General features: G+C 59.4%; 17 protein-coding genes, 1 tRNA gene and 3 pseudogenes. 10 read left to right on the forward strand and 11 right to left on the reverse strand.

Going from position 1 to position 21,565, the window contains the following annotated elements:
- Nucleotides 1–19 precede the first annotated feature (19 nt).
- The 3 genes from mmsB to chvE all read right to left on the reverse strand — a co-directional run bounded on the left by mmsB (nt 20) and on the right by chvE (nt 3,923).
- A complete protein-coding gene (mmsB, locus tag AB8B31_RS15965) occupies nt 20–1,231 on the reverse strand; it encodes a multiple monosaccharide ABC transporter permease (RefSeq protein ID WP_018243172.1) in 1,212 nt (403 codons plus the stop codon).
- Nucleotides 1,228–2,766: a multiple monosaccharide ABC transporter ATP-binding protein gene (mmsA, locus tag AB8B31_RS15970; protein WP_018243173.1), complete on the reverse strand. Its 1,539-nt coding sequence runs from the start codon at nt 2,764–2,766 to the stop codon at nt 1,228–1,230. Before mmsA ends, mmsB begins: the two co-directional genes overlap by 4 nt.
- 92 nt (nt 2,767–2,858) lie before the next feature.
- A complete protein-coding gene (gene chvE, locus AB8B31_RS15975; RefSeq protein WP_003561803.1) occupies nt 2,859–3,923 on the reverse strand; it encodes a multiple monosaccharide ABC transporter substrate-binding protein in 1,065 nt (354 codons plus the stop codon).
- Between the two features lie 270 nt (nt 3,924–4,193).
- Between chvE and AB8B31_RS15980 the strand changes: the two genes are divergently transcribed.
- Both AB8B31_RS15980 and AB8B31_RS15985 read left to right on the forward strand, forming a co-directional pair.
- Nucleotides 4,194–5,198 (forward strand): LysR family transcriptional regulator, encoded by a 1,005-nt coding sequence (locus tag AB8B31_RS15980; protein WP_028733333.1) that lies wholly within the window; start codon nt 4,194–4,196, stop codon nt 5,196–5,198.
- Between the two features lie 157 nt (nt 5,199–5,355).
- A complete protein-coding gene (locus AB8B31_RS15985; protein WP_028733332.1) occupies nt 5,356–5,826 on the forward strand; it encodes a hypothetical protein in 471 nt (156 codons plus the stop codon).
- Here the strand turns inward: AB8B31_RS15985 and AB8B31_RS15990 are convergent, their stop codons facing one another.
- A complete protein-coding gene (locus AB8B31_RS15990) occupies nt 5,827–6,108 on the reverse strand; it encodes a hypothetical protein (RefSeq protein ID WP_028733331.1) in 282 nt (93 codons plus the stop codon).
- A 333-nt stretch (nt 6,109–6,441) separates the two neighbouring features.
- On the opposite strand from AB8B31_RS15990, the gene iolG reads away from it, so the two are divergent.
- Entirely contained in the window at nt 6,442–7,434 is a 993-nt protein-coding gene (gene iolG / locus AB8B31_RS15995; RefSeq protein WP_018243177.1) for an inositol 2-dehydrogenase, read from the forward strand.
- A 173-nt stretch (nt 7,435–7,607) separates the two neighbouring features.
- Here the strand turns inward: iolG and AB8B31_RS16000 are convergent, their stop codons facing one another.
- Nucleotides 7,608–8,849: an ROK family transcriptional regulator gene (locus AB8B31_RS16000; protein WP_028733330.1), complete on the reverse strand. Its 1,242-nt coding sequence runs from the start codon at nt 8,847–8,849 to the stop codon at nt 7,608–7,610.
- A 228-nt stretch (nt 8,850–9,077) separates the two neighbouring features.
- On the opposite strand from AB8B31_RS16000, the gene xylF reads away from it, so the two are divergent.
- From xylF to AB8B31_RS16020, 4 genes are all read left to right on the forward strand, one after another.
- The gene (gene xylF, locus AB8B31_RS16005; RefSeq protein WP_018073829.1) at nt 9,078–10,118 is read left to right on the forward strand and encodes a D-xylose ABC transporter substrate-binding protein; all 1,041 of its coding nucleotides are present in this window, start codon (nt 9,078–9,080) and stop codon (nt 10,116–10,118) included.
- 266 nt (nt 10,119–10,384) lie between these two features.
- Nucleotides 10,385–11,698: a sugar ABC transporter permease gene (locus AB8B31_RS16010; protein WP_028733329.1), complete on the forward strand. Its 1,314-nt coding sequence runs from the start codon at nt 10,385–10,387 to the stop codon at nt 11,696–11,698.
- A 14-nt stretch (nt 11,699–11,712) separates the two neighbouring features.
- Nucleotides 11,713–12,495 (forward strand): ATP-binding cassette domain-containing protein, encoded by a 783-nt coding sequence (locus AB8B31_RS16015; RefSeq protein ID WP_003542059.1) that lies wholly within the window; start codon nt 11,713–11,715, stop codon nt 12,493–12,495.
- 204 nt (nt 12,496–12,699) lie between these two features.
- A tRNA-Arg gene (locus AB8B31_RS16020) sits at nt 12,700–12,776 on the forward strand.
- Nucleotides 12,777–12,857: 81 nt separating this feature from the next.
- Here the strand turns inward: AB8B31_RS16020 and AB8B31_RS16025 are convergent.
- The 5 genes and pseudogenes from AB8B31_RS16025 to AB8B31_RS16045 form a co-directional block, all read right to left on the reverse strand.
- Nucleotides 12,858–13,142: a hypothetical protein gene (locus AB8B31_RS16025; protein ID WP_130769022.1), complete on the reverse strand. Its 285-nt coding sequence runs from the start codon at nt 13,140–13,142 to the stop codon at nt 12,858–12,860.
- An 85-nt stretch (nt 13,143–13,227) separates the two neighbouring features.
- Nucleotides 13,228–13,755: pseudogene (locus AB8B31_RS16030) on the reverse strand (ATP-dependent DNA ligase); the annotation flags it as partial.
- Between the two features lie 941 nt (nt 13,756–14,696).
- Nucleotides 14,697–14,786, reverse strand: a pseudogene (locus tag AB8B31_RS16035) (transposase domain-containing protein); the annotation flags it as partial.
- A 96-nt stretch (nt 14,787–14,882) separates the two neighbouring features.
- Nucleotides 14,883–15,332 (reverse strand): hypothetical protein, encoded by a 450-nt coding sequence (locus AB8B31_RS16040; protein WP_018243180.1) that lies wholly within the window; start codon nt 15,330–15,332, stop codon nt 14,883–14,885.
- Between the two features lie 159 nt (nt 15,333–15,491).
- Nucleotides 15,492–15,721: pseudogene (locus AB8B31_RS16045) on the reverse strand (IS481 family transposase); the annotation flags it as partial.
- A gap of 188 nt (nt 15,722–15,909) precedes the next feature.
- Between AB8B31_RS16045 and AB8B31_RS16050 the strand changes: the two are divergent.
- The gene (locus AB8B31_RS16050; protein WP_028733326.1) at nt 15,910–17,286 is read left to right on the forward strand and encodes a DUF882 domain-containing protein; all 1,377 of its coding nucleotides are present in this window, start codon (nt 15,910–15,912) and stop codon (nt 17,284–17,286) included.
- A gap of 63 nt (nt 17,287–17,349) precedes the next feature.
- On the opposite strand, the gene AB8B31_RS16055 is transcribed toward AB8B31_RS16050, so the two are convergent.
- On the reverse strand, nt 17,350–19,665 hold the full coding sequence (locus AB8B31_RS16055) for a rhodanese-like domain-containing protein (RefSeq protein WP_028733325.1): 2,316 nt from the start codon (nt 19,663–19,665) through the stop codon (nt 17,350–17,352).
- Between the two features lie 442 nt (nt 19,666–20,107).
- Between AB8B31_RS16055 and AB8B31_RS16060 the strand changes: the two genes are divergently transcribed.
- Together AB8B31_RS16060 and AB8B31_RS16065 are read left to right on the forward strand one after the other, a co-directional pair.
- Nucleotides 20,108–20,476 (forward strand): hypothetical protein, encoded by a 369-nt coding sequence (locus tag AB8B31_RS16060; protein ID WP_130769024.1) that lies wholly within the window; start codon nt 20,108–20,110, stop codon nt 20,474–20,476.
- Nucleotides 20,477–20,581: 105 nt separating this feature from the next.
- Nucleotides 20,582–21,538, forward strand: coding sequence for an NAD-dependent epimerase/dehydratase family protein (locus AB8B31_RS16065; RefSeq protein ID WP_028733324.1), 957 nt, complete (start codon nt 20,582–20,584; stop codon nt 21,536–21,538).
- The last annotated feature ends 27 nt before the right edge of the window (nt 21,539–21,565 follow it).

The following is a 21,565-nucleotide window of genomic DNA, read 5'->3' on the forward strand; positions in this document are numbered from 1 at the left end:
TGCGGGTGCCGAGCTAAGCTCAGCCCTTGTTCTTATTGTAAACGTCGAAGAACACGGCAGCGAGAAGCACCGCACCCTTGACCATCTGCTGCGAGTCGGTGCCGAGACCGTGGATCGACATGCCGTTGTTCATGATGCCCATGATCAGAGCGCCGATAACAGCGCCGGTCACCTTGCCGACGCCGCCCTGGGCGGATGCGCCGCCGATGAAGCAGGCCGCGATCACGTCGAGTTCAAGACCGAAGCCGCCCTTGGCCGTCGCCGAGTTGAGACGCAGGGCAACGATCAGTCCGGCCAGTCCGGCAAGCAGGCCCATGTTTGCGAACGTCAGGAAGGTCAGTCGCTCGGTGTTGATACCGGAAAGCTTCGTCGCCTTCTCATTGCCGCCCATGGCGTAGATGCGGCGGCCGATCGTCGTACGGCGGGTAATGAAGGCATAGGCAGCAACCAGAACGAGCATGACCATCAGCACATTCGGGAAGCCGCGATAGATCGACAGCTGGTAGCCGAGCGCCAGAATGGCGAGGGTGACGAGGGCGTTCTGGACGAGGAAAAAGCCCAGCGGCTCGACGTCATTGCCATGCTTTTCATTCGACAGGCGCTTGCGCCATGCCAGATAGAAGAGGGTTACGGCGCCGACAACGGTCAGAATGATCGAGGTCGAGTTGATGCCGCCCATATCGAAAGCGTTCGGCAGGAAGCCGATGCTGATCAGCTGGAAAGCCGGCGGGAAAGGACCGATGCTGGTGCCGGTCCCCGATGCCGTCATCACGAACAGCGTCAGGCCGCGGAAGACCAGCATGCCGGCCAGTGTGACGATGAAGGACGGGATCTTGTGATAAGCGACGAAATAGCCCTGGATGCCGCCGACAAGCGCGCCCATGGCGAGACATACGATACCCGCCAGGACATAATTGGTGTGCCATTGCACCGTCATGACGCCGGCAATAGCGCCGATAAAGCCGACGACGGAACCAACCGAAAGGTCGATATGGCCGGCAACGATCACCAGCAGCATGCCGAGCGCCATGATGACGATGAACGAGTTCTGCAGAATGATGTTGGTCAGGTTGAGCGGCCTGAAGAGAACGCCACCGGTCGAGAACTGGAAGAACACCATAATCGCGATGAGCGCGATAAACATGCCGTATTCGCGGATGTTGCCGCGAACGTAGTCTCCGACGGAGACGACACGCCCCTGCTCAGCGATGGGTTGATTGATCGGCGTCATTGTTTCTTCTCCCCTGAGCGCATGATAGCGCGCATGATGGTTTCCTGGCTTGCTTCTCCCTTCGGCAGTTCCGCGACGATGCGTCCTTCGTTCATCACGTAGATGCGGTCACACGTACCGAGCAGTTCGGGCATTTCCGACGAGATCATCAGAACGCCCTTTCCATCGGCGGCAAGCTGGTTGATGATAGTATAGATTTCGTATTTTGCGCCAACATCGATGCCGCGCGTCGGCTCGTCGAGGATCAAAATATCGGGATCCGAGAACAGCCACTTCGACAGCACCACCTTCTGCTGGTTGCCGCCGGAAAGATTGACCGCCTCCTGGAAGATGCTGGAGGAGCGGATGCGCAACTTCGACCGATAGTCGGTCGCAACCCTCGATTCCTTGACGCTGTCGATAACCGACGCATTCGACACCGCCTTCAAATTGACGAGCGTCGTGTTGTGCAGGATCGTGTCGTTGAGCACGAGGCCGAGCTGCTTGCGGTCTTCGGTAACGTAGGCGAGACCTGCATCGATCGCCTTGCGAACGGTGCTGACGTCGACCGGCTTGCCGTGCATCAGCGCCTCGCCCGAAACCTTGTGGCCATAGGCTTTGCCGAAGAGGCTCATGGCGAATTCGGTGCGCCCTGCCCCCATCAAGCCAGCGATACCGACGACTTCGCCCTTGCGGACGGTGACGTTGATATTGTGCAGGACCTGACGGTCGCGGTGCTGCTGGTGATAGGCGTTCCAGTTCTTCACTTCGAGAATGGTTTCGCCGATCGGCACCGAACGCGGCGGGTAGCGGTCCTCGAGATCGCGACCGACCATGTTGCGGATGATGATGTCTTCGCTGATCTCGTCCGCATGACAGTCGAGCGTCTTGACGGTCATCCCGTCGCGCAGGACCGTGATCTGGTCGGCGACCTTGCGGATCTCGTTCAGCTTGTGGGAAATGATGATCGAAGTGATGCCCTGCTTGCGGAACTCGATCAGCAGGTTGAGGAGAGCGTCGGAATCACGTTCATTGAGCGAGGCTGTGGGCTCGTCGAGGATAAGCAGCTTGACGCTCTTCGACAGCGCCTTGGCGATCTCGACGAGCTGCTGCTTGCCGACGCCGATATCGGTGACCAGCGTGTTCGGAGATTCGGACAGGCCCACTTTCTTCAGCAGCTGCTTGGTGCGGTTGAATGTCTCGTCCCAGCTGATGACGCCGCTCTTGGCATTCTCGTTGCCAAGGAAGATGTTTTCGCCGATCGACAGCAACGGCACGAGCGCCAGTTCCTGGTGAATGATGACGATGCCGATTTCTTCGGAGTCCTTCAGGACCTTGAAGTTGCGCGTCTCGCCTTCATAGACGATGTCGCCTTCATAGCTTCCAGTGGGATAGACGCCTGATAGCACCTTCATCAGGGTCGATTTGCCGGCCCCGTTTTCGCCCACCAATGCGTGGATCTCACCCTGGCGAACCTTGAGGTTCACATTCTCCAGCGCCTTGACGCCCGGGAACGTCTTGGTGATGCTCCGCATTTCGAGGATTGTATTGTCCATAGTCAAAGTTCCAGCGCCTGCAGCCGTCAACCAGCCGGGCGATCATAAAATCGAAGACCGGAACCCGCAAGCGCGGGCTCCGGTCCTTCTCATTACTTCAGCTTGTCTTCAGAGTAGTAACCGCTGTCGACGAGGATCTGCTTGTAGTTGGTCTTGTCGACGGCAACCGGCTTCAGCAGATAGGACGGGACGACCTTGACGCCGTTGTCGTAGGTCTTCGTGTCGTTGACCTCAGGCTCCTTGCCCGACATCACGGCATCGACCATGGCAACGGTGACCTTGGCGAGTTCGCGGGTGTCCTTGAAGATCGTCGAGTGCTGTTCGCCAGCGATGATCGACTTGACCGACGGGATTTCAGCGTCCTGACCGGTGACGATCGGCAGCGGCTGAGCCGCAGTACCGTAACCAACGCCCTTCAGCGAGGAGATGATACCGATGGACAGACCGTCGTAAGGCGACAGAACGGCATCGACCTTGGCGTCGGTGTAGTTGGCCGAGAGCAGGTTGTCCATGCGGGCCTGGGCCGTTGCCGGATCCCAACGCAGCGTGCCGACCTTGTCCATGCCGGTCTGGCCGGACTTCACGACGAGCTTGCCGCTGTCGATGTAGGGCTGCAGAACGGACATTGCGCCATCATAGAAGAAGAAGGCGTTGTTGTCGTCAGGCGAGCCGCCGAACAGTTCGATGTTGAACGGGCCCTTGCCATCCTTGAGGCCGAGGCCGTCAACGATGGAGCCAGCCTGCAGAACGCCGACCTGGAAGTTGTCGAACGTCGCGTAGTAGTCGACGTTGCCCGAATCGCGGATCAGACGGTCATAAGCAATGACCTTGATGCCGGCGTCGTGCGCCTTCTGGAGAACGTCAGAAAGCGTCGTGCCGTCGATCGAAGCGATGACGAGAACCTTGGCACCCTTGGTGACCATGTTTTCGATCTGCGAAAGCTGGTTCGGAATGTCGTCGTCGCCATACTGCAGGTCAGTGCCGTAACCGGCAGCCTGGAGCTGCTTGACGATGTTGTTGCCGTCGTCGATCCAGCGGGCAGAAGCCTTGGTCGGCATCGCAATACCGACAGTGCCCTTATCCGCGGCCAGAGCCGGTGCAACGAACGAAGCGACGCCGAAGGCAGCCGCGGCCATCAATGAGATAATGGATTTCATTTCTCTCTCCCTTGTTAATAAGCAGCGGACGAAAAATCGCCCGCCCCGAAACTGTGGCAGGTTCCGTATTGGATAGTTACTTCAGATGGTGAGAAACGAAGTAGGTCTCCTCCACGATCTCACACGTGTTGAGTGCCAACCAGCACACGGCGGCAAACTGGTATGGATTCCTATAACTGTCAAATAGAATAAGTGCTAACGTGCATAACAATTTTGGTATATCGTTAAAAAGTATTACTTTTGATGGAGCGCAGCGAGGAGGCTGCAACCATGACGGTTATTTCTGAGCCATTTTCGATGGATCACGTCGATATCCACAGCGATAATTTCGGCGATGACAGCCTTTTGCGTGCAGGACTTAAGTTGAATCACCTGCGGATGATCGTCGCAATCGAAGATAGCGGACAGATTTCCGCAGCTGCGGAGGTTCTGAACATTTCGCAGCCCGCCGCATCGCGGATGTTGTCCGAAATGGAATCAATCACCAAGACATCGCTCTATGAGCGCGTGGCCCGCGGCGTGGTGCTGACGACCTTCGGCGCAGCCCTTGCCCGGAGAGCCCGGAAGATCCTTTTGGAACTGCGCGAGGCGAGCCGCGAGATCGGCGAACTGAAAAGCGGCAAGGGCGGCTCGGTCTTCATCGGCTCGGTGACGGCGCCGGCCATGAGCCTCGTCGTGCCGGCGATCAACAAGGTGCGCAAGGCCTATCCCGGCATCGAGATCAACATCCAGGTGGAGACGAGCAACGTGCTTGCCCGCGAGCTGCTCGCCGCCCGCCATGACTTCATCATCGGCCGCATTCCCGATGATCTCAACCCGCGCCTGTTCGAGGTGACGGAGATCGGCATCGAGCGGGCTTGCCTGATCGTGCGCAGCTGCCATCCGCTCATGAAGCAAAAGACCAGCAGCCTTTCCGACGTGAGGGATTATGACTGGGTGTTCCAGCCGCCGGGCACGCTGCTGCGCCGCACGATCGAGGACGTTTTCCTGTCGCAGGGTGTGGCGCTGCCGGAAAATATCGTCAACACCTCCTCGCTGCTTCTGACCTGCGCCATCATCTGCGAATCCGACGCGATCGCTCCGGTCGCCGTCGACGTCGCCCAGTTCCTTGCCAGCCAAGGCTCGAATGCCTCGGACGTATGCATGCTGCCGATCGATTTCGACATCAATGTCAAGCCCTACAGCATGATCACGGCGAGGGAGCGGGCGCTGCCGCCGAGCGCAAGGCTGCTCTACGACATCATCCTCGAGGAGAGCCGCAAGCAGGCCGGCTGACGACGGCCGCAAGCCCTGCGCCATCTTGCTCTCTTCTAATGCGCCTGGAGCAATTCCAGCAAAAGTGTGCAGCGGTTTTGCGTCCGGAATTGCGTGAACAAGGAGATGAGCATTTCCGTGGTTCGAAGAAAAACGGAAATGCTCTCAAGGAAGGCGGATGCTGTTCGGGCAGTCGGTATTTCAATCAGTCCTCGAGCGGCTGAAGGCGGAAGACGAGATGGCCGAAGACGCCGAAGCGCCGGCCGCCCATCGCGTGTCCGGCCTCGGCACCGGGCTTGCCTTCGATGTCATGGAGGGCGTCTCAGTCGCGTCGCAGCGCGTCGGCCAGGCTTATTTCGACAATCTGGATCTCGATGCCGCCGCTGGGGTCGTGGAGAAACCGGCGTCTGCGCCTCCAGCCGGGCCCGTCACGCCGGATCATCTCATCCGCACGGCACCGGAGGAGGTTGCCGCCGAACTGGCGATCTCCGCCGCCGATACGCCACTGACGCTCCGCGAGAAGCGCCGCGCCTTCGCCCGCGCCAATCATCCCGATGGCGTAGAATTGCCCTTCCGTGACAATGCGACGAAGCGCATGATGCTGGCCAATCTGCTGATCGACGAAGCGCTGCGGCGATTGAGCCGCTGACTATTCCGCCTGCCCGTCCTTCGAAGGTTTTTCATCGGTCACAGCGGGTTCGTCCTCGTCCTCGGCGTCAGGCTGCACGGGCGGCTCGATGGCCGGAGGCTGCGGATTGAAGGTCCAGAACAGCATATAGAAGGAATAGGCGCCTGCCCCGCCGGCCAGCACCGCCCAGAACGGATCGCCGGTGACAAGTTCGACCACGGCCCAGCCGAAGCAAACGGCAACGATGGCAATCCGCACCCAGAGGCGCCGATATGCCGGATGATTCGGATCGATGAGTTTCATTCCTGCCCCGCGGTCGCATTTGTCGCACTGCCTTCGGCCCGTGCCGCGATTGTCTCTAGAGACTTTCCTGGCCAGATTAAAGCATTCTCTTGGCTGAAAGGCCGGGCATCTCTCGCCGGGATCACAGGCGATCGGGTCTGCCCTGACCAAAATCTGCTCCGGCAGAATACGTCAATCCGACCATCAAAGGCTCTGGCCGACCATGAAAGGCTCTGGTTCGAATCTTGCAAATGTGAAAGATCCGCGGGCTTGACGCGGTCCACAGAAGATGGAATGAAAATTCCAGAATATTGGCAATTCGGTTTATTTGTTCCGAATTCAAGGGAGGTTAGAATGACAGTGAGATTTGGTCTTCTCGGCGCCGGCCGCATCGGCAAGGTCCATGCAAAGGCCGTCAGCGGCGACGCCAATGCGACGCTCGTCGCGGTCGCCGACGCCTTTCCGCAGGCCGCCGAAGCGATCGCCTCCGCCTATGGCTGCGAGGTCCGCACCATCGAGGCGATCGAGGCAGCCAAGGATATCGACGCCGTCGTCATCTGCACGCCGACGGATACGCATGCCGATCTGATCGAGCGCTTCGCCCGCGCCGGCAAGGCGATCTTCTGCGAAAAGCCGATCGATCTCGACGTCGCCCGCGTCAAGGCCTGCATCAAGGTGGTGGAAGAGACCGGCGCCAAGCTGATGGTCGGCTTCAACCGCCGCTTCGACCCGCATTTCATGGCGGTGCGCAAAGTCATCGACGAAGGCAAGATCGGCGATGTCGAAATGGTGACGATCACCTCGCGTGACCCCGGCGCCCCACCGGTCGATTACATCAAGCGTTCCGGCGGCATCTTCCGCGACATGACGATCCATGACTTCGACATGGCCCGCTTCCTGCTCGGCGAAGAGCCGGTGTCGGTTTTCGCGACCGCAGCAGTTCTCGTCGACAAGGCGATCGGCGAAGCTGGTGACTATGACAGCGTTTCGGTGATCCTGCAGACCAAGTCCGGCAAGCAGGCCATCATCTCCAACTCCCGCCGCGCCACCTATGGCTACGACCAGCGCATCGAGGCGCACGGCTCCAAGGGCCTCGTCTCGGCCGAAAACCAGCGCCCGGTCTCGATCGAAGTCGCAAACGGCGAAGGCTACACCCGCCCGCCGCTGCATGACTTCTTCATGACCCGTTATACCGAAGCTTATGCCAACGAGATCGCAGCCTTCATCGCCGCGATCGAGAAGGGCTCCAAGATCTCGCCTTCGGGCGCCGATGGTCTCGCAGCGCTCGCGCTCGCCGATGCCGCGGTCCAGTCCGTTAAGGAAGGCAAGCTTATCAAGATCGGCTGACGGCCCTCTCCCGACCGGAAGCCATGCATGAGATGGCCGGGCACCCGCCCGGCCATTTCGCGTTTGGCAGACATTCAATCAGGCAACGTGCTGTGTCGCGCCCCCCTCAAAGTCGCATACTACAGACTAGCCCGTTGCTGCTGCGATCCCCAGACGCCGGTTGAAAGAAACCCTCAATCCGTCTCTTGAGTGGCCGCCGATCCCTGCACGCCCGAGAGCACGATATCCTCGTCGATCACCGACAGCGCCCGGTTGAGATGTCCTTCGAAGACGAGGATCTGCTCGTCGGCCACCACCCTGATCTCGGGCATGCCTTCCATGCGCACGATATGCGACTGCCCCAGACCCTCTTCGATCCCCTGCCGAAGAAGGTCGTAATAGCGGGTGCCCGGCCCGGTGATGGCGATCGGCATGCGCTCCGTCAGGCTCAGCATGCGCGACAGCCCGTTGCCGAGCGCCAGCCCTGCCTGGCGAAAGGCGAAGGCGGGGACGCGGTGGCCCTGGCGCGCCTTGGCGGCGATCTTGTCCAGTTCCGCCACCGGCACGAACTTTGCCGGAATCGTATCGAGCGGCACCTCGAAGGCGCTGCGCAGGATCGCGTAGAAACCGGCATAGGCCTCGATGCAGCCGCGGGTGCCGCAGCGGCAGAGCCCACCATTGGCCATGTGCAGCATGTGCCCGAAATTCGGCGCCGATATCTCCTGGCCCGTCTGGTTTCCGCGCCTGACGATGCCGAGCCCGACGCTATGGCCGAGCGAAAGGGCGGCGAGCGAACGGAAATCGGCGCCTTTCACCATCTCTTCACGCGCGCCGAGCGCTGCCGCGACCAATAGCGTCTCGTTGTCGAGGATCACCTTGGCCTGCCATTCCGGCCGCAGTGCCGATTCGAAATCGATCTGGTCACTGCCGAAAATCGGCGACCAGACGAGAACCGGTTCGGTGGAATTGACCAGCCCCTTGCTGCTGATCGAGATCAGCAGCACCTTTTCTTGGCTGATCTTCGAGCGATCGAGAATACGCAAAAGCCCGGCCCGCACTGCCGCGACGAAGCGGCCAGCACCCGCAGGATCATGCGAACGTTCCTCGCTGAAGCGGTCGATCAGCTTGCCGGCATAATCGACCAGCGAATATTGCACCGCATCCGAGGAGATGATGACGACGATGAGATAGCCGCAATCGCGTCGCTGCCGCAGCAGCACGCGCGGCCGGCCGCGGCCGCTTGCCGGCTGATGTTCAGATTTTTCGATGATCTGGGCTTTTTCCAGCTCAGTGGTGATGGCCGAGATGGTGGCCGATGACAGCCCGGTGAAATCGGATATTTCGGTATGCGCGAGCGCACCGTGGCGACGCAGCACGGACAGCACGAGCACGCTGTTTCTCTGCCGGACCAGCTCCGTGCTCGACTTGGTCAGCATGAACGCCGCCCTCTCTCCCTGCTTGCTCCACCCTTGGTTTCCACTGCATCTCCAGCCGATGTTTCGCAAGGAAATTAAGCCGGCAGTGCAGTGTTGACAGTTGAAAAAATCTCTGACACTAAATTTCTCGACTGTCGAGAAAAAAAATCCGAACCTTTCTCGACAGCTTTTCGCGGTGGCCGGAGGAAGCATGGGCTGGGCCGGTCGCAATCCACTCGGGAGGACATTATGAAGTCGATTTTGAAATTGATGGCCGGTGCGGCCATCCTCGTTTCCGTGCATACCGCTGCCATGGCTGCCGATCTCGTCGTCGGTGTTTCCTGGTCGAATTTCCAGGAAGAACGCTGGAAGACGGACGAAGCCGCCATCAAGAAGGCTCTCGAAGCCAAGGGCGCCAAGTATATTTCCGCTGACGCGCAGTCTTCTGCCGCAAAGCAGCTTACCGACGTCGAATCGCTGATCTCGCAGGGCGCCAACGCGCTGATCATTCTCGCCCAGGACTCCGACGCAATCGGCCCGGCGATCGAAAAGGCCGCCGCTGAAGGCATCCCGGTCGTCGGCTATGACCGCCTGATCGAAAACCCGGCTGCCTTCTACATTACCTTCGACAACAAGGAAGTCGGCCGCCTGCAGGCTGAGGGCGTTTTCAAGGCCAAGCCGGAAGGCAATTACGTCTTCATCAAGGGCTCGTCTTCAGATCCGAATGCTGACTTCCTGTTCTCGGGTCAGCAGGAAGTGCTGAAGGCCGCCATCGACGCCGGCAAGATCAAGAATGTCGGCGAGGCCTATACGGACGGCTGGCTGCCGGAGAACGCTCAGCGCAACATGGAGCAGTTCCTGACCGCCAACAACAACAAGGTTGACGCCGTCGTCGCATCGAATGACGGCACCGCCGGCGGCGCGATCGCTGCTCTCGACGCACAGGGCCTCGCCGGCTCCGTTCCGGTTTCCGGCCAGGACGGCGACAAGGCAGCACTCAACCGCATCGCTCTCGGCACGCAGACGGTTTCCGTCTGGAAAGACAGCCGCGAACTCGGCAAGCGCGCCGCTGAAATCGCTCTCGACCTCGCCGGCGGCAAGGACATGAGCAAGATCGACGGCGCCCAGGCTTTCAAGGGCGGCCCCAAGGGCGTCGAAATGCAGTCGGTCTTCCTGAAGCCGCTTGCGATCACCAAGGAAAACCTGAACGTCGTCATCGACGCCGGCTGGATCTCCAAGGCTGAAGCGTGCCAGGGCGTCAAGGCAGACAGCGTCGCTGCCTGCAAGTAAGCCAAGGGCTGTAAACTGAAATTGCCGGCGCCGCAGCGGAACACCGTTGCGGCGCCGGATGCGGATGAGAATTCCAACGACGAAGTTTTCTCCGCCTCGCCGCACCATCGCGGGTTTTCATTCCCTGCCGGAACGGTGTCGCGACGCCACGCGACCGGTTTCCGGAAGCATCGCGATGGTGAGTTGAAGAACAGACGCATGACGCCGATGGCAGCCTCTAGCACGCCGGCGCGTCCGTCCAAACAAAGTGGGGGAACGGCAAACCCATGGCCGAAATGGTAAAATCCACAACATCAAGCGGACCGCGAGCGGCGGAAGCCAGTCCGGTGACCCGCTTCTTCCGCGCCACCGAGATCGACACGCGTCTGCTCGGCATGATCGGCGCGCTGATCATCATCTGGATCGGTTTCCACATCATCACCGGCGGTCTCTTCCTGACCCCGCGCAATCTCTGGAACCTCTCGGTCCAGACGACCGACATCGCCGTCATGACGACGGGCATGGTGCTGATTATCGTCACCCGCAACATCGACCTGTCGGTCGGTTCCGTGCTCGGCCTCTGCGGCATGATCATGGGCGTGACGCAGGCCAAGATCCTGCCGGAATATATCGGCTTCGACAGCCCCTTCACCTGGGCGATCACGCTGCTGGTCGGATTGGCGGCAGGCTGCCTGATCGGCGCCTTCCAGGGCATTATCATCGCCTTCCTCAACGTTCCCTCCTTCATCGTCACGCTCGGCGGCCTGCTCGTCTGGCGCGGTGCCACCTGGCTCGTCACCAGCGGCCAGACGGTTGCCCCGATGGACCAGACCTTCCGCATCATGGGCGGCGGCGCCGAGGGCTCGATCGGCGCCACCTGGAGCTGGATCGTCGGCATCGGCGCCTGCCTCTTCGTGATCGCCAGCATCGTCGGCTCACGCCGGCAGCGCCGGCGCTTCGGTTTCCCGCGCCGACCGATGTGGGCTGAATATTTCCTCGCCATCCTGAGCTGCGTGCTCATCCTCGGCGCGGTCTGGATCGCCAACAGCTATTACTGGCCGATCAACATCGCCAAGAAATATGCCGAGACCAACAACATTCCCTGGCCCGAAACCGGCCTGGATATCCCCTACGGCATCGCCGTGCCGGTGTTGATCGCCATCGTCGTCGGCATCATCATGACCTTCATCGCGACAAGGCTGCGCTTCGGTCGCTATGTCTTTGCGATTGGCGGCAACCCCGAAGCGGCCGAGCTCGCCGGTATCAAGACGCGCTGGGTCACCGTGCGCATCTTCGCGCTGATGGGCATTTTGGCCGCTATCGCGGCCGCGATTTCCACCGCCCGCCTCAACGCCGCAACGAACTCGCAGGGTACGCTCGACGAGCTCTACACCATCGCCGCCGCCGTCATCGGCGGAACGTCGCTGGCAGGCGGCACCGGCACCATCGCCGGCGCCATGCTCGGCGCGCTCGTCATGCAGTCGCTGCAATCGGGCATGGTGCTCGCGCATGTCGATACGCCGCTGCAGAGCGTCGTCGTCGGCACCGTCCTTGTCGTGGCGGTCTGGCTCGACACCGTCTACCGCGCCCGTGCCAAGTGAGAGGAGCCCCAGACATGGCTGATCAACGCACTCCCCTCGTGGAACTGAAAAACATCTCGATCTCCTTCGGCGGCATTCACGCCGTCGACAATGCCTCGGTCGATCTCTACCCCGGCGAAGTGGTCGCCCTGCTCGGCCACAACGGCGCCGGCAAGTCGACGCTCATCAAGATCCTCTCCGGCGCCTACAAGCGCGATGGCGGCGAGATCCTGATCAACGGCGAACCGGCCGACATCCGCAATCCGCGCGATGCCAAGAAATACGGCATCGAGACGATCTACCAGACGCTCGCCGTCGCCGATAATGTCGACGCCGCCGCCAACCTCTATCTCGGCCGCGAGCTGAAGACCCGCTGGGGCACGCTCGACGACGTGGCGATGGAGGCCTCGGCCCGGGAGGTGATGGGGCGCCTCAACCCCAACTTCAAGCGCTTCAAGGAGCCGGTGAAGGCGCTCTCGGGCGGCCAGCGGCAATCGGTGGCGATCGCCCGTGCGATCCTCTTCAACGCCCGTATCCTGATCATGGACGAGCCGACGGCAGCACTCGGCCCCCAGGAGACGGCGCAGGTCGGCGAGCTGATCAAGCAACTGAAGAAGGAAGGCATCGGCATCTTCCTCATCAGCCACGACATCCATGACGTCTTCGACCTGGCCGACCGCGTCTCGGTGATGAAGAACGGCCAGGTGGTGGGCCACGCCCGCACCGAGGATGTGACCAAGGACGAAGTGCTGGGGATGATCATCCTCGGCAAGGTGCCGCCAAAGGCAATCCCCGGCCCCGGCGCCATGCAGATCTGACCGCCGCCAGGCGACAGTCGACAACAATCACGCTCCGCCGCCCGCAAGGCCGGCGGAGTTTTCATATGCATTCACCGGACTGACGGATAAAAACGTCCGCCAAATCGCAAGCATCGGTATTTCCGAGAATTTCGCGATTGAAGCCAGCCGCAAGCTAGGCTAAGAACCACCCATCGGACAGGCGATTCAAACCGCCTTCGGCATGCACCCGTAGCTCAGCTGGATAGAGTGTTGGATTCCGATTCCAAAGGTCACAGGTTCGAATCCTGTCGGGTGCGCCAGTCTTTTCAAACGTTTATCGTATGTTTCCAAACCTGACTGCCATTCGCAGGAAGCATATAGGAAGCACGCGTAAAAGCAGCCTAGGTTTTCTTTTTTCGCTTCTTCCGGATCGTCAGCTCTTCAAGGAAGAGGCGTTCCCGGATTATGTCGGCTTCGTTCATCTCCGGTCGATCAGCACGCGGTGATTCCGTTGACTGTCGTCCATCCCGCTGCGCCGATGCCGCCGGCGTCTGGCGCTCCTCGTTAGGCCGATCCCCGACCCTTTCGTTCATTTCCTCAGTAAGGCATCTTTCGATATCGCGCATCGAATAGGCGATCAGCCCCTTCGAATATATACCAATCATTTTTTCAAAATCCGCTGCCAATCGTTCCGCTCCCGCTCGATCGCTTTAAAAGGATATCTGAGGCGAGATCCGCGGCCCATGCAGCGCCAGGCCATAAGGTCGGAATCGGATTTACTTCCTCAAGGAGATGGCGCCGTGCCGAGAGTTCGGTCCCGGTGAGGTCACGGCCATCGAAATAAAGCAGATCGAATGCCATCAAGACAGCTTCCCGCGACGTCCTCTTCCCGCCCCGGCCGCCAAGCGACTGCTGAAGCCTGCCGAAGTCCGACCGGCCACGCTCGTCGAACACGACGGCCTCGCCGTCCAGAATGGCCGTGGCGACAGGCAGGCGCCGTGCCTGGGCAGCGATCGCGGGAAAACGATCCGTCCAGTCGTGGCCGCCGCGCGTCAGGATGCGGACGCCTGATGGTTCGATGTGAATCGCGAGTCGGTATCCGTCCCACTTCACCTCGAAGGCCCATTGCCGGCCTTTGGGCGGCTTGGTCTTGAGGAGAGCAAGGCAAGGATCGACACGATCCGGCATAGGGTCGAGGGGAAGATTTGGTTGCGCGGGATTTCGAGGCTTGCGCGGCCGGGATTGAACCGGCTTGTCAGCATCCTGCAGGAGCGGCTTTCGTGTTGGCGGCTTTGTCATGCCGCCATCCCATCAGCAATGTCGTAAAAAGCAATTGCCCAATACGTGTTATTGACTTCGGCCACGCGAGAACATTTAGCAACATCACTCGACGGTCGCCGATGGATCACTCGCAGATTTGCGAGTCGACGCGTCCTGAAAAACTACTGGAATTGCACGGTCGGCCGGCAAGTCGATAACGCTCTTCAACTGAAAGAAAGGCTTCGCTACGACGTGGAGCCCGAAACAGGGAAACGAACTCAAAAAAATCTGTCGGCACGGGAACAATATGCTCCGTTGATCGTAAAACCTTCGGGTCGTGCGGAGATTCGTTACACTTCGCTACATGCGACCCACCTCAACCTTAGCCCCGCTCCATAGTGGGGCCTTTTTTGTGTCTGCGGCAGTGGTATGGGTGGCCCTCTGCACTAAGGCAGCGCCGTTGCGTTTACCTCGACGAGCGGCGCTGTGGACGGCAGACCTATCTAGCGACTCCGCCTGCGGATAAGCTCCGCAGGCGCCTCCTCCAGGCGAATTCGCGGTATCTAGCTCGGCGACGAGCATTACGAAGTTCCGACCGATTCCGGCACGTGCGACCGTCGACTTCTCCCACCCGAATAATCACATTGATGGTGTCGCCTCGGCGCTGACATCGACGAATTATCGCGAGTGAGTCGGACTTCGGTCCGATGGTAGACAGCAATCTCTCTGCTAATTTCCGTTCCGCTGAGACTGCAAAACTCAGCACGAAAAGGGTGTCTGCCCCTGATCCGGAGCACCCTTTTCAATCTCGTTTTCGGAAATCCCCCCTTAACCCTCGGCACCGACGGTTTGCGGGCGGCCAACCTTCCAATTGATCATAGGGTATAGGTAATCTGTCGGAGCATGTTGCGTGCGATGTGTCGCCAGTTCCATCGCATCTTAAGCGGGCGGTCGTCAAAGTCGAAGTCTGTGATTTCCTTCCACGGCAATTGCTCATCGATACGGCTCTGCTTGTGACTATTGACAATGGCAGTGAGCGTGGCGGTCAGATAGGTCTGCGGATCGACGGCTCGATGAGCGAAGCAATGGTCGCCCTTTTCTCCTGCCCCTCGCCTTCAAATCGAACGTAGAACGGTCGCGCGCGTGAGCAACGTCTTCGAGCAAGATCAACCCTGGTTTGGTAACGGCTTACCCTCGTAGCGCACGCGAAAATTCCTCCTGTGAAAATCCTGCTCGAAGCAGACGAAGACGAGTTCCAGGTCATTGGCGCTGTCGCGCTTCCCAAGGAGACTGAGCGTGACAACGATAACGCCACTGTATCCGCGCGTCAGGCGGAAAGCCGCGTTGCGGATGTCAGTCCCTTCTGGATCCCTCCGGTCTTCGCGGCGCTCATAGATGACCCAGAAGCGGGCAGCATCCCAAGTCTGCCGTAGGATTTGGCTGACCTCTGCCTTGAACTCTTCGGCATGCATTGCTGGCCCCCAAGACAATGCCGTCTCGCCCGCATCGCTAACGACATTGAGGTAACCGTCATATCGGTAGGCGCCTGACAGTGACCGTTCGATCATCTCGAATGCCGTGTTTTCGCTGATTGTTGTTTTGAAGAGAATTGCCATGGAATCGCTGCGTGCCACTGCCGATATGTCGGTGAGACGGCGAGATTACTGGGTGTCGCCTGGGCGAGCAACGGCGACTTGATTGTCGGGCATCCGAGTCCGCCGCATCGTTCAGGAAATCTGCCTGTCCATACCGGAGACATAGGTAACAGAACGTCCCTAAGACATGGGTGACAACCTTGTGCCGAACGGGTTCTCGATGGTTTGCAAAGTCCTCTGCTCCAGATCGATATATCGGAGACCATAGCGCATGAAGCTGACGAGCCAAACGCCGTCATCGACCTCCTCGATGTCGAGCTCTGGCCGGCCATGACTGTGAAGATATTGATCTTCTTGCGGTACATGCAGATGCGGCCGCAATCGGTCACCAGTACGTCACGGTCGTGGGAGCGTATTTGTGCTTGGCTCCCATGAATGGGCGCAGGGGCGCGATTTCGCCTCGGGTTGGGGCCGGCATCCTCAATTCGCCAAGCTCACGCATCCGCTCGTTAGCGATTTGTTGACCATAAGCTGGCTTTACTAAGCGTGATGGATGCGGAGGTTCCCGCACGTCGTCGAGTGTTTGGTGTGGGCGGGTTTGTTCGTGTTGAAGTATCCAGTGCAAGGATTGTCGGGTGGGGCCTTGGGCGGAATTGCCACGCTACTGTCGCGGGCGGAACGGTTGGTCGCGCAGACCATTCTGCCGGCTCTGTTGGCGCTGCCGGCACTTGTCGCCTCCGCATCATTTGCCTCGGCGGAAGATCGCGCCCTGAAGCTCTTCTTTACCCATACGGGCGAGAGGGCCACGATTACCTATAAGCGGGACGGAAAGTTCGATCCCAAAGGCCTCGCCCAGATCAATCGGTTTCTGCGCGACTGGCGAAGGAACGAGCCGACCCGGATGGATCCCCGGCTGCTCGACCTGGTCTGGGAGGTGTACAAGCGCAGCGGCGGCAAGGACTACATCCATATCGTCTCCGCCTATCGTTCGCCCACCACCAACAACATGCTCCGCAACCGCTCGCGCAGCACGGGCGTCGCCAAGAAGAGCCAGCACATGCTGGGCAAGGCGATGGACTTCTACGTTCCCGGTGTGAAGCTTTCGACGCTGCGTGCGCTTGCAATGCAGATGCAGGTCGGCGGTGTCGGATATTATCCGACCTCGGGATCGCCCTTCGTGCATCTCGACGTCGGCAATGTCAGGGCCTGGCCCCGCATGTCGCGGCAGGAACTCGCTCGACTATTCCCGAATGGGCAGACCATGCATCTCCCGGCTGATGGCCGGCCGCTGCCGGGATACAATCAGGCGATTGCGAACTACAAGAAGCGCGTCGGCCCCACCTCGATCCAGATCGCCAGCACCGCGGGAGAAGACGAAGAAGCCGGAGCGTCGACCACGTCGAGCAGCGACACCACAGACAATAAGCTCGTGACGGCGCTTCTGCCCGCGCCCCGGAGCCGGGCACTGAATGCGCTGGCGCTGCAGACCGGCGCGGTCGAGCGGGATGACAAGCGATCCGCTTCGGACCTTGCATCTTTGCCGATTCCGATACCGGCGATGCGGCCAGCCACGCTTGAGCACGACGTTGATATGGATGACAAACTGGAGACTGCATCGATCGGTCCAATTGCCGTGCTTCCGGACAGCCCGGCGCCTGCATTGCCGGGCTACGCGCGCTTCGAACCTCTCCGTGTTGCACACCAGGCCTCCAAGCAGGGCGCTGATATGATCGCCTCCCTGCCGATGACCGCTTCCTGGGAAGAAGCAAATTTCTTCGAATCGACGTCCGACGCGGCGCTGATGAAATGGGCGCTGCATTCTCCCGGCGAGGTGATGGAATTGAGCGCGCCTCGTATTTCCCCCCGCGCGGTTCATCGTGAGGTCAATGCCGCGAAGTCCGGTGAGGACATCATTCCGGTCGCCGCCATAGACCTGTTCGATGCGAGCCGGTTTGCGTCGCCCCCGGAGGGCTGACCTCAATCATCAGGCTTGATGCGCAGCACCTCTTACGACATGCGACTTCGGCACGGTATCCGCCTATTGTCCCGGAGCGGTCTCTATGGGGTAGTGAGCATCCTCCCACGCGGGAAAGCCACCGGCAAAGTGGTAGACATTCTTAAACCCCCATACCAAGGCTTTGGCCGATGCGTAGGCGGAATCGCCGCAATATTTGCCATGGCATGAGAAGATCACTTCCTCCTCCCTGCTCACGGCCTTCGACAGCGTGTCCTTTGCCAAAACCTCCACGACCGATAGGTTGATGGCTCCCGGCGCATGCCCGCGACCAAAGCTCAGCGCGGTGCGCACATCGACGAGCTTGACGCCGCGGTCGTGCAGCCGCTTGGCCGTCGGGGCGTCTATTTCAGTGGCTCCCTTGATATTGTATTCCCCGTTGCTTTTGCCGATCAGGCGAGCGTATTCGTCATAGGAAATATCTGTGCCCGCTCCCTCCGGCACGCCGGCTTTGCGCAAGCCCTCCTTCAGGCGCTCGCGATAGGTCGTATCGTAGTTGAAAATGTCGCCGTACCAGTACCATCCCAGTTCCTGCACCGTCAGCGGCGAGTAGCCGGCGGGAACCGCGAGCGCGTTGTATTTTCCGATGTTTTCCTGAACGCCGTCCGTCCGCCCGAGGTGGCCGAAGCTCGACACCAGCGTGGCGTAGTCTTCACTGACGTCTGATTGCCTGATCACCAGCAGTTCGAGGTTCTTCACCGCCTCCTCATATTTCTCCTGGTGGAACTGTGAAATCGCAAGAACCCTGAGATAGCTCGGCGGATATTGCGGGTCGACACGCATAGCTCGTTGCACTTCGCGTTCGGCTTCCGGAGCCTGGCCCGTTGCGTTCAAAATGCGTGCTTTGCTGAGGTGATTTTCGGGATCATTGGAATCGAGTTCCATGGCACGACTGATTTTGGCAAAGGCGTCAGCATACCGGCCCTGCCTTGCCAGCACCTCAGCGGAGATCGCATAGGCAAGCGAATTGGGCTTTCGAACCGCAAGAGCCAGGTGCCGATCCACACGTTCCATCGCCCTCTCGAAGCCAAGGTTGGCGGCCTCCCAATTGGAAACGGCAATCCTCCAATTCGCCGAAGCGAGCGCCGCATGAGCGCGGCTGTAATCGGGGTCGAGCTCGATCGCCTTTTCGAAAAAGGGAATTGCCTTGAGGGTTTCATTCTCGCTGTCGTGGCGCAGGTGATCCCAGCCTTGCAGCAAAGCGTCGTAAGCCTGCGGGCTATTCGTCTCCGCCTGCTCGGACTGAGATCGCTCCGCCATCGTGAACTTGACGGTGAGCGCAGACACGATCTCGCCGATGACCTTATCCTGAAGCGTAAAAATCTCGCTCATCGCGCCGTCATAGCGGTCAGCCCATAGATGATGGCCGCCGAGCGCGTCTATGAGCTGTGCGTTGATGCGAACCTGGTCCCCCTGGCGGCGCACGCTGCCTTCAAGGATATAACGGACCCCGAGTTCCTCGGCCACCTGCTGAACTTTGATGGGCTTGCCCTTGTAGGCGAAGGTGGAGTTTCGAGCGATAACAAAGATGCTGGACAGCTTCGAAAGGTCTGTGATCAGATCTTCCGTCATGCCGTCGGCGAAATAGGCCTGTTCCGGATCGGAACTGAGGTTGTCGAACGGCAGGACGGCAATTGACGGCTTGTCAGGCAGCGGAAGGGCCATGCGAGCGATCGATGCCGTTTCCGCACTGGTCGTCCATGGACCCAGCCATATTGCGACGAAGGCAGCCACCAGCACCAGAGCCACCGCCGCCAGCGGTCCCCAACTGAGAAGACGCTGGATTTTGAACTGCCAACGAGGAGCGTTTCCATCGAACAGCACGCGATAGGTGCGTACGGGGCGCGCGATGTTTTTGACATGCTGCTCGCCAATAAATTCAAGCGGCAGTTCGAGCTTGCCTTGCAAATGATCGAAAGCAGTGCCGGATACAAAAAGCCCTCCGGACTCACATATCTGCTCCAGGCGAGCAGCGACGTTGACCCCATCGCCCAGCAAATCATCGCCCTCCACGACGACGTCGCCCAGGTTGACGCCCATGCGGAAGAGAAGCCGCTGTTGGGGCAGGAAATCCACTTGCCGTGCTGCAACCTGCTTTTGCAGGGCAACGGCACATAGGACAGCATCCACGACGGAGCCAAATTCCACGATCGCGCCATCGCCCATGAGCTTCACTGTGCGTCCGTGATATTCCGCGAGCAGTGGGTCGAAGACTTCAGAGCGCAATGCCCTCATCGCGGCCAGCGTACCGGCCTCGTCATCCTCGATAAGTCTTGAATAACCAACGATATCGACGGCGAGAATTGCAACCAGCCGCCGCTCGGCATGATCGTCTCCCATGGTCATCCTCTCCAGCGAGGTGACGAAAGCCACGCTTAGCGGATCCTTCGGTCGACGGGAACACTCCTCCGGCCTTCGCCATTCTACTCCAGTTTCCTTCTCCAGACGAATGAACTCTTTCGAAATATACCTATCCCGTTCGCGCTGGTCATATCACCGCCTGCGCGACAAGCATGTCGACGTGTACGCCAATGCGTTCTATTTCCGTTGGAACAGGCGATGACACTTCCGGAGGCATAAACCCGGCAAAATGTTGCGGTATCCTTTGCCCGCCTGAAAAGGCGCGCGGGCGCCGTCATTGGGATGGCCGAACTACGATGCCCCCGTTCCGCGCCCGCAAACTCAGACCAAAGTCCGATCCGCCCCCGGACTTCGTGCCCATACTAAACTTCCGATCGCTGTAATAACAATAATATATTCTCAAGTAACGAGGCGAGATGATGTGAGAAACAGGGTCGGCTTCATTGGATCTCATTTATGTGACGACTTCTACTTAAAAGATGATACCCAGAAACTGGTTGTTGTTGACAATCTTTGCACCGGACCTTTCGAAAATATAACACACATTCGGATGCCCGTTTCCACAGGCAACCTCATCTCCCTGGATCCGGAACTCGTTGGAGAGGTTCTCGATACCATGCCGATTCCTTCGATCGAACCGTTGATGGTGGCGGCCGTCTCATGGCACGGATGGTCGAGATTGGGCGGGCAACGATCACCTGTAACATCCGGCCCGGCGCGGCCGACCGTTATCGAGCGCAGCATCGGCAGCGACACACGTCGCCTTAAAGTAGGTAGATTTAACGATTAACATTAATACGCGAGTATTTCTTAGAATTTTTCTAAGTAATTGTCATGCATTACAGGCGATGCTAATAGACAAGCAGCTTAATCTCAAGTCACGAGGCACGAAGCAATGAAGAGCGTATTGATTTCTGGCGGGGCTGGCTTCATCGGATCCCACATGTGTGATCGACTTTTGCTGAGGACGGACATTCAGAAGCTGGTCGTTGTTGACAACCTCTGGACCGGGCTTTTCGAAAATATCGCCCACATCCGGGACCCCCGTTTCCACTTCGTGAAATCCGACGTCGAGACACTGCAGACCTCGGATAAATTCGACGAAATCTATCACCTTGCATCCCCCGCATCGCCGCCATGGTACATGAAGGAGCCGAAGAGAACGATCTCCGCCAATCTTCTCGGGGCATTCCGGTTGCTCGACTTGCTGAAGAAGGGCGGACGTTTCGGTTTCACCTCTTCTTCCGAAGTCTATGGCGATCCTCTGGTGTCGCCGCAGCCGGAATCCTACAAGGGTCAGGTCGACTGCACCGGACCGCGCTCATCCTACGACGAGAGCAAAAGGTGCACGGAGTCGCTGCTGTTCGAGATGCAGCGTACCCAAGGGCTCGACGTCAAGATCGTTCGCCCCTTCAACATCTACGGTCCCCGGACACGTTCCGACGATGGTCGCGCGGTCTCCAACTTCATCACTCAGGCGCTTTCGGGCCGCCCGATTACCGTGTTCGGCGACGGCCTTCAGTCACGCAGCTGGGGTTATGTCGATGACGTTGTCGATGGTTTCGCGCGATATTTCTGGATAAATGAAACCGACTATAAGGGGCCTCTGAACGTCGGCAATGATCGCGAGATTTCGGTTCTCGAGGTCGCCCAATATGTCTCCAAACTGGTTGGCGGCGTGCCGATCGTCTTCGAGCCGTCACCGCCACAGGACCCCACGAACAGACGGCCGGACCTGACCAACGCGCACTATGTCATGCCCGAGTGGTCGTGCAAAATCACCTACGAACAGGGCGTGGCGATGACGCTCGATTGGTTCAGGGACCAAATGAAGGCGCACGCGGCCGAATAAACCACGATGACTTTCGAGACTCGCGTC

Source organism: Rhizobium sp. 62_C5_N11_2 (assembly GCF_051811185.1).
Classification (GTDB): domain Bacteria; phylum Pseudomonadota; class Alphaproteobacteria; order Rhizobiales; family Rhizobiaceae; genus Rhizobium; species Rhizobium leguminosarum.

What these genes read in the sequence shown, in the direction of transcription:
- AB8B31_RS15990 (WP_028733331.1), bottom strand. Translation starts at nt 6,108, where the DNA reads ATGAAACTCATCGATCCGAATCATCCGGCATATCGGCGCCTCTGGGTG.
- AB8B31_RS16040 (WP_018243180.1), bottom strand. Translation starts at nt 15,332, where the DNA reads ATGGCAATTCTCTTCAAAACAACAATCAGCGAAAACACGGCATTCGAG.
- AB8B31_RS16055 (WP_028733325.1), bottom strand. Translation starts at nt 19,665, where the DNA reads ATGGGAGACGATCATGCCGAGCGGCGGCTGGTTGCAATTCTCGCCGTC.
- xylF (WP_018073829.1), top strand. Translation starts at nt 9,078, where the DNA reads ATGAAGTCGATTTTGAAATTGATGGCCGGTGCGGCCATCCTCGTTTCC.
- AB8B31_RS16000 (WP_028733330.1), bottom strand. Translation starts at nt 8,849, where the DNA reads ATGCTGACCAAGTCGAGCACGGAGCTGGTCCGGCAGAGAAACAGCGTG.
- mmsB (WP_018243172.1), bottom strand. Translation starts at nt 1,231, where the DNA reads ATGACGCCGATCAATCAACCCATCGCTGAGCAGGGGCGTGTCGTCTCC.
- AB8B31_RS15985 (WP_028733332.1), top strand. Translation starts at nt 5,356, where the DNA reads ATGCTGTTCGGGCAGTCGGTATTTCAATCAGTCCTCGAGCGGCTGAAG.
- chvE (WP_003561803.1), bottom strand. Translation starts at nt 3,923, where the DNA reads ATGAAATCCATTATCTCATTGATGGCCGCGGCTGCCTTCGGCGTCGCT.
- AB8B31_RS16010 (WP_028733329.1), top strand. Translation starts at nt 10,385, where the DNA reads ATGGCCGAAATGGTAAAATCCACAACATCAAGCGGACCGCGAGCGGCG.
- AB8B31_RS15980 (WP_028733333.1), top strand. Translation starts at nt 4,194, where the DNA reads ATGACGGTTATTTCTGAGCCATTTTCGATGGATCACGTCGATATCCAC.
- iolG (WP_018243177.1), top strand. Translation starts at nt 6,442, where the DNA reads ATGACAGTGAGATTTGGTCTTCTCGGCGCCGGCCGCATCGGCAAGGTC.
- mmsA (WP_018243173.1), bottom strand. Translation starts at nt 2,766, where the DNA reads ATGGACAATACAATCCTCGAAATGCGGAGCATCACCAAGACGTTCCCG.
- AB8B31_RS16015 (WP_003542059.1), top strand. Translation starts at nt 11,713, where the DNA reads ATGGCTGATCAACGCACTCCCCTCGTGGAACTGAAAAACATCTCGATC.
- AB8B31_RS16065 (WP_028733324.1), top strand. Translation starts at nt 20,582, where the DNA reads ATGAAGAGCGTATTGATTTCTGGCGGGGCTGGCTTCATCGGATCCCAC.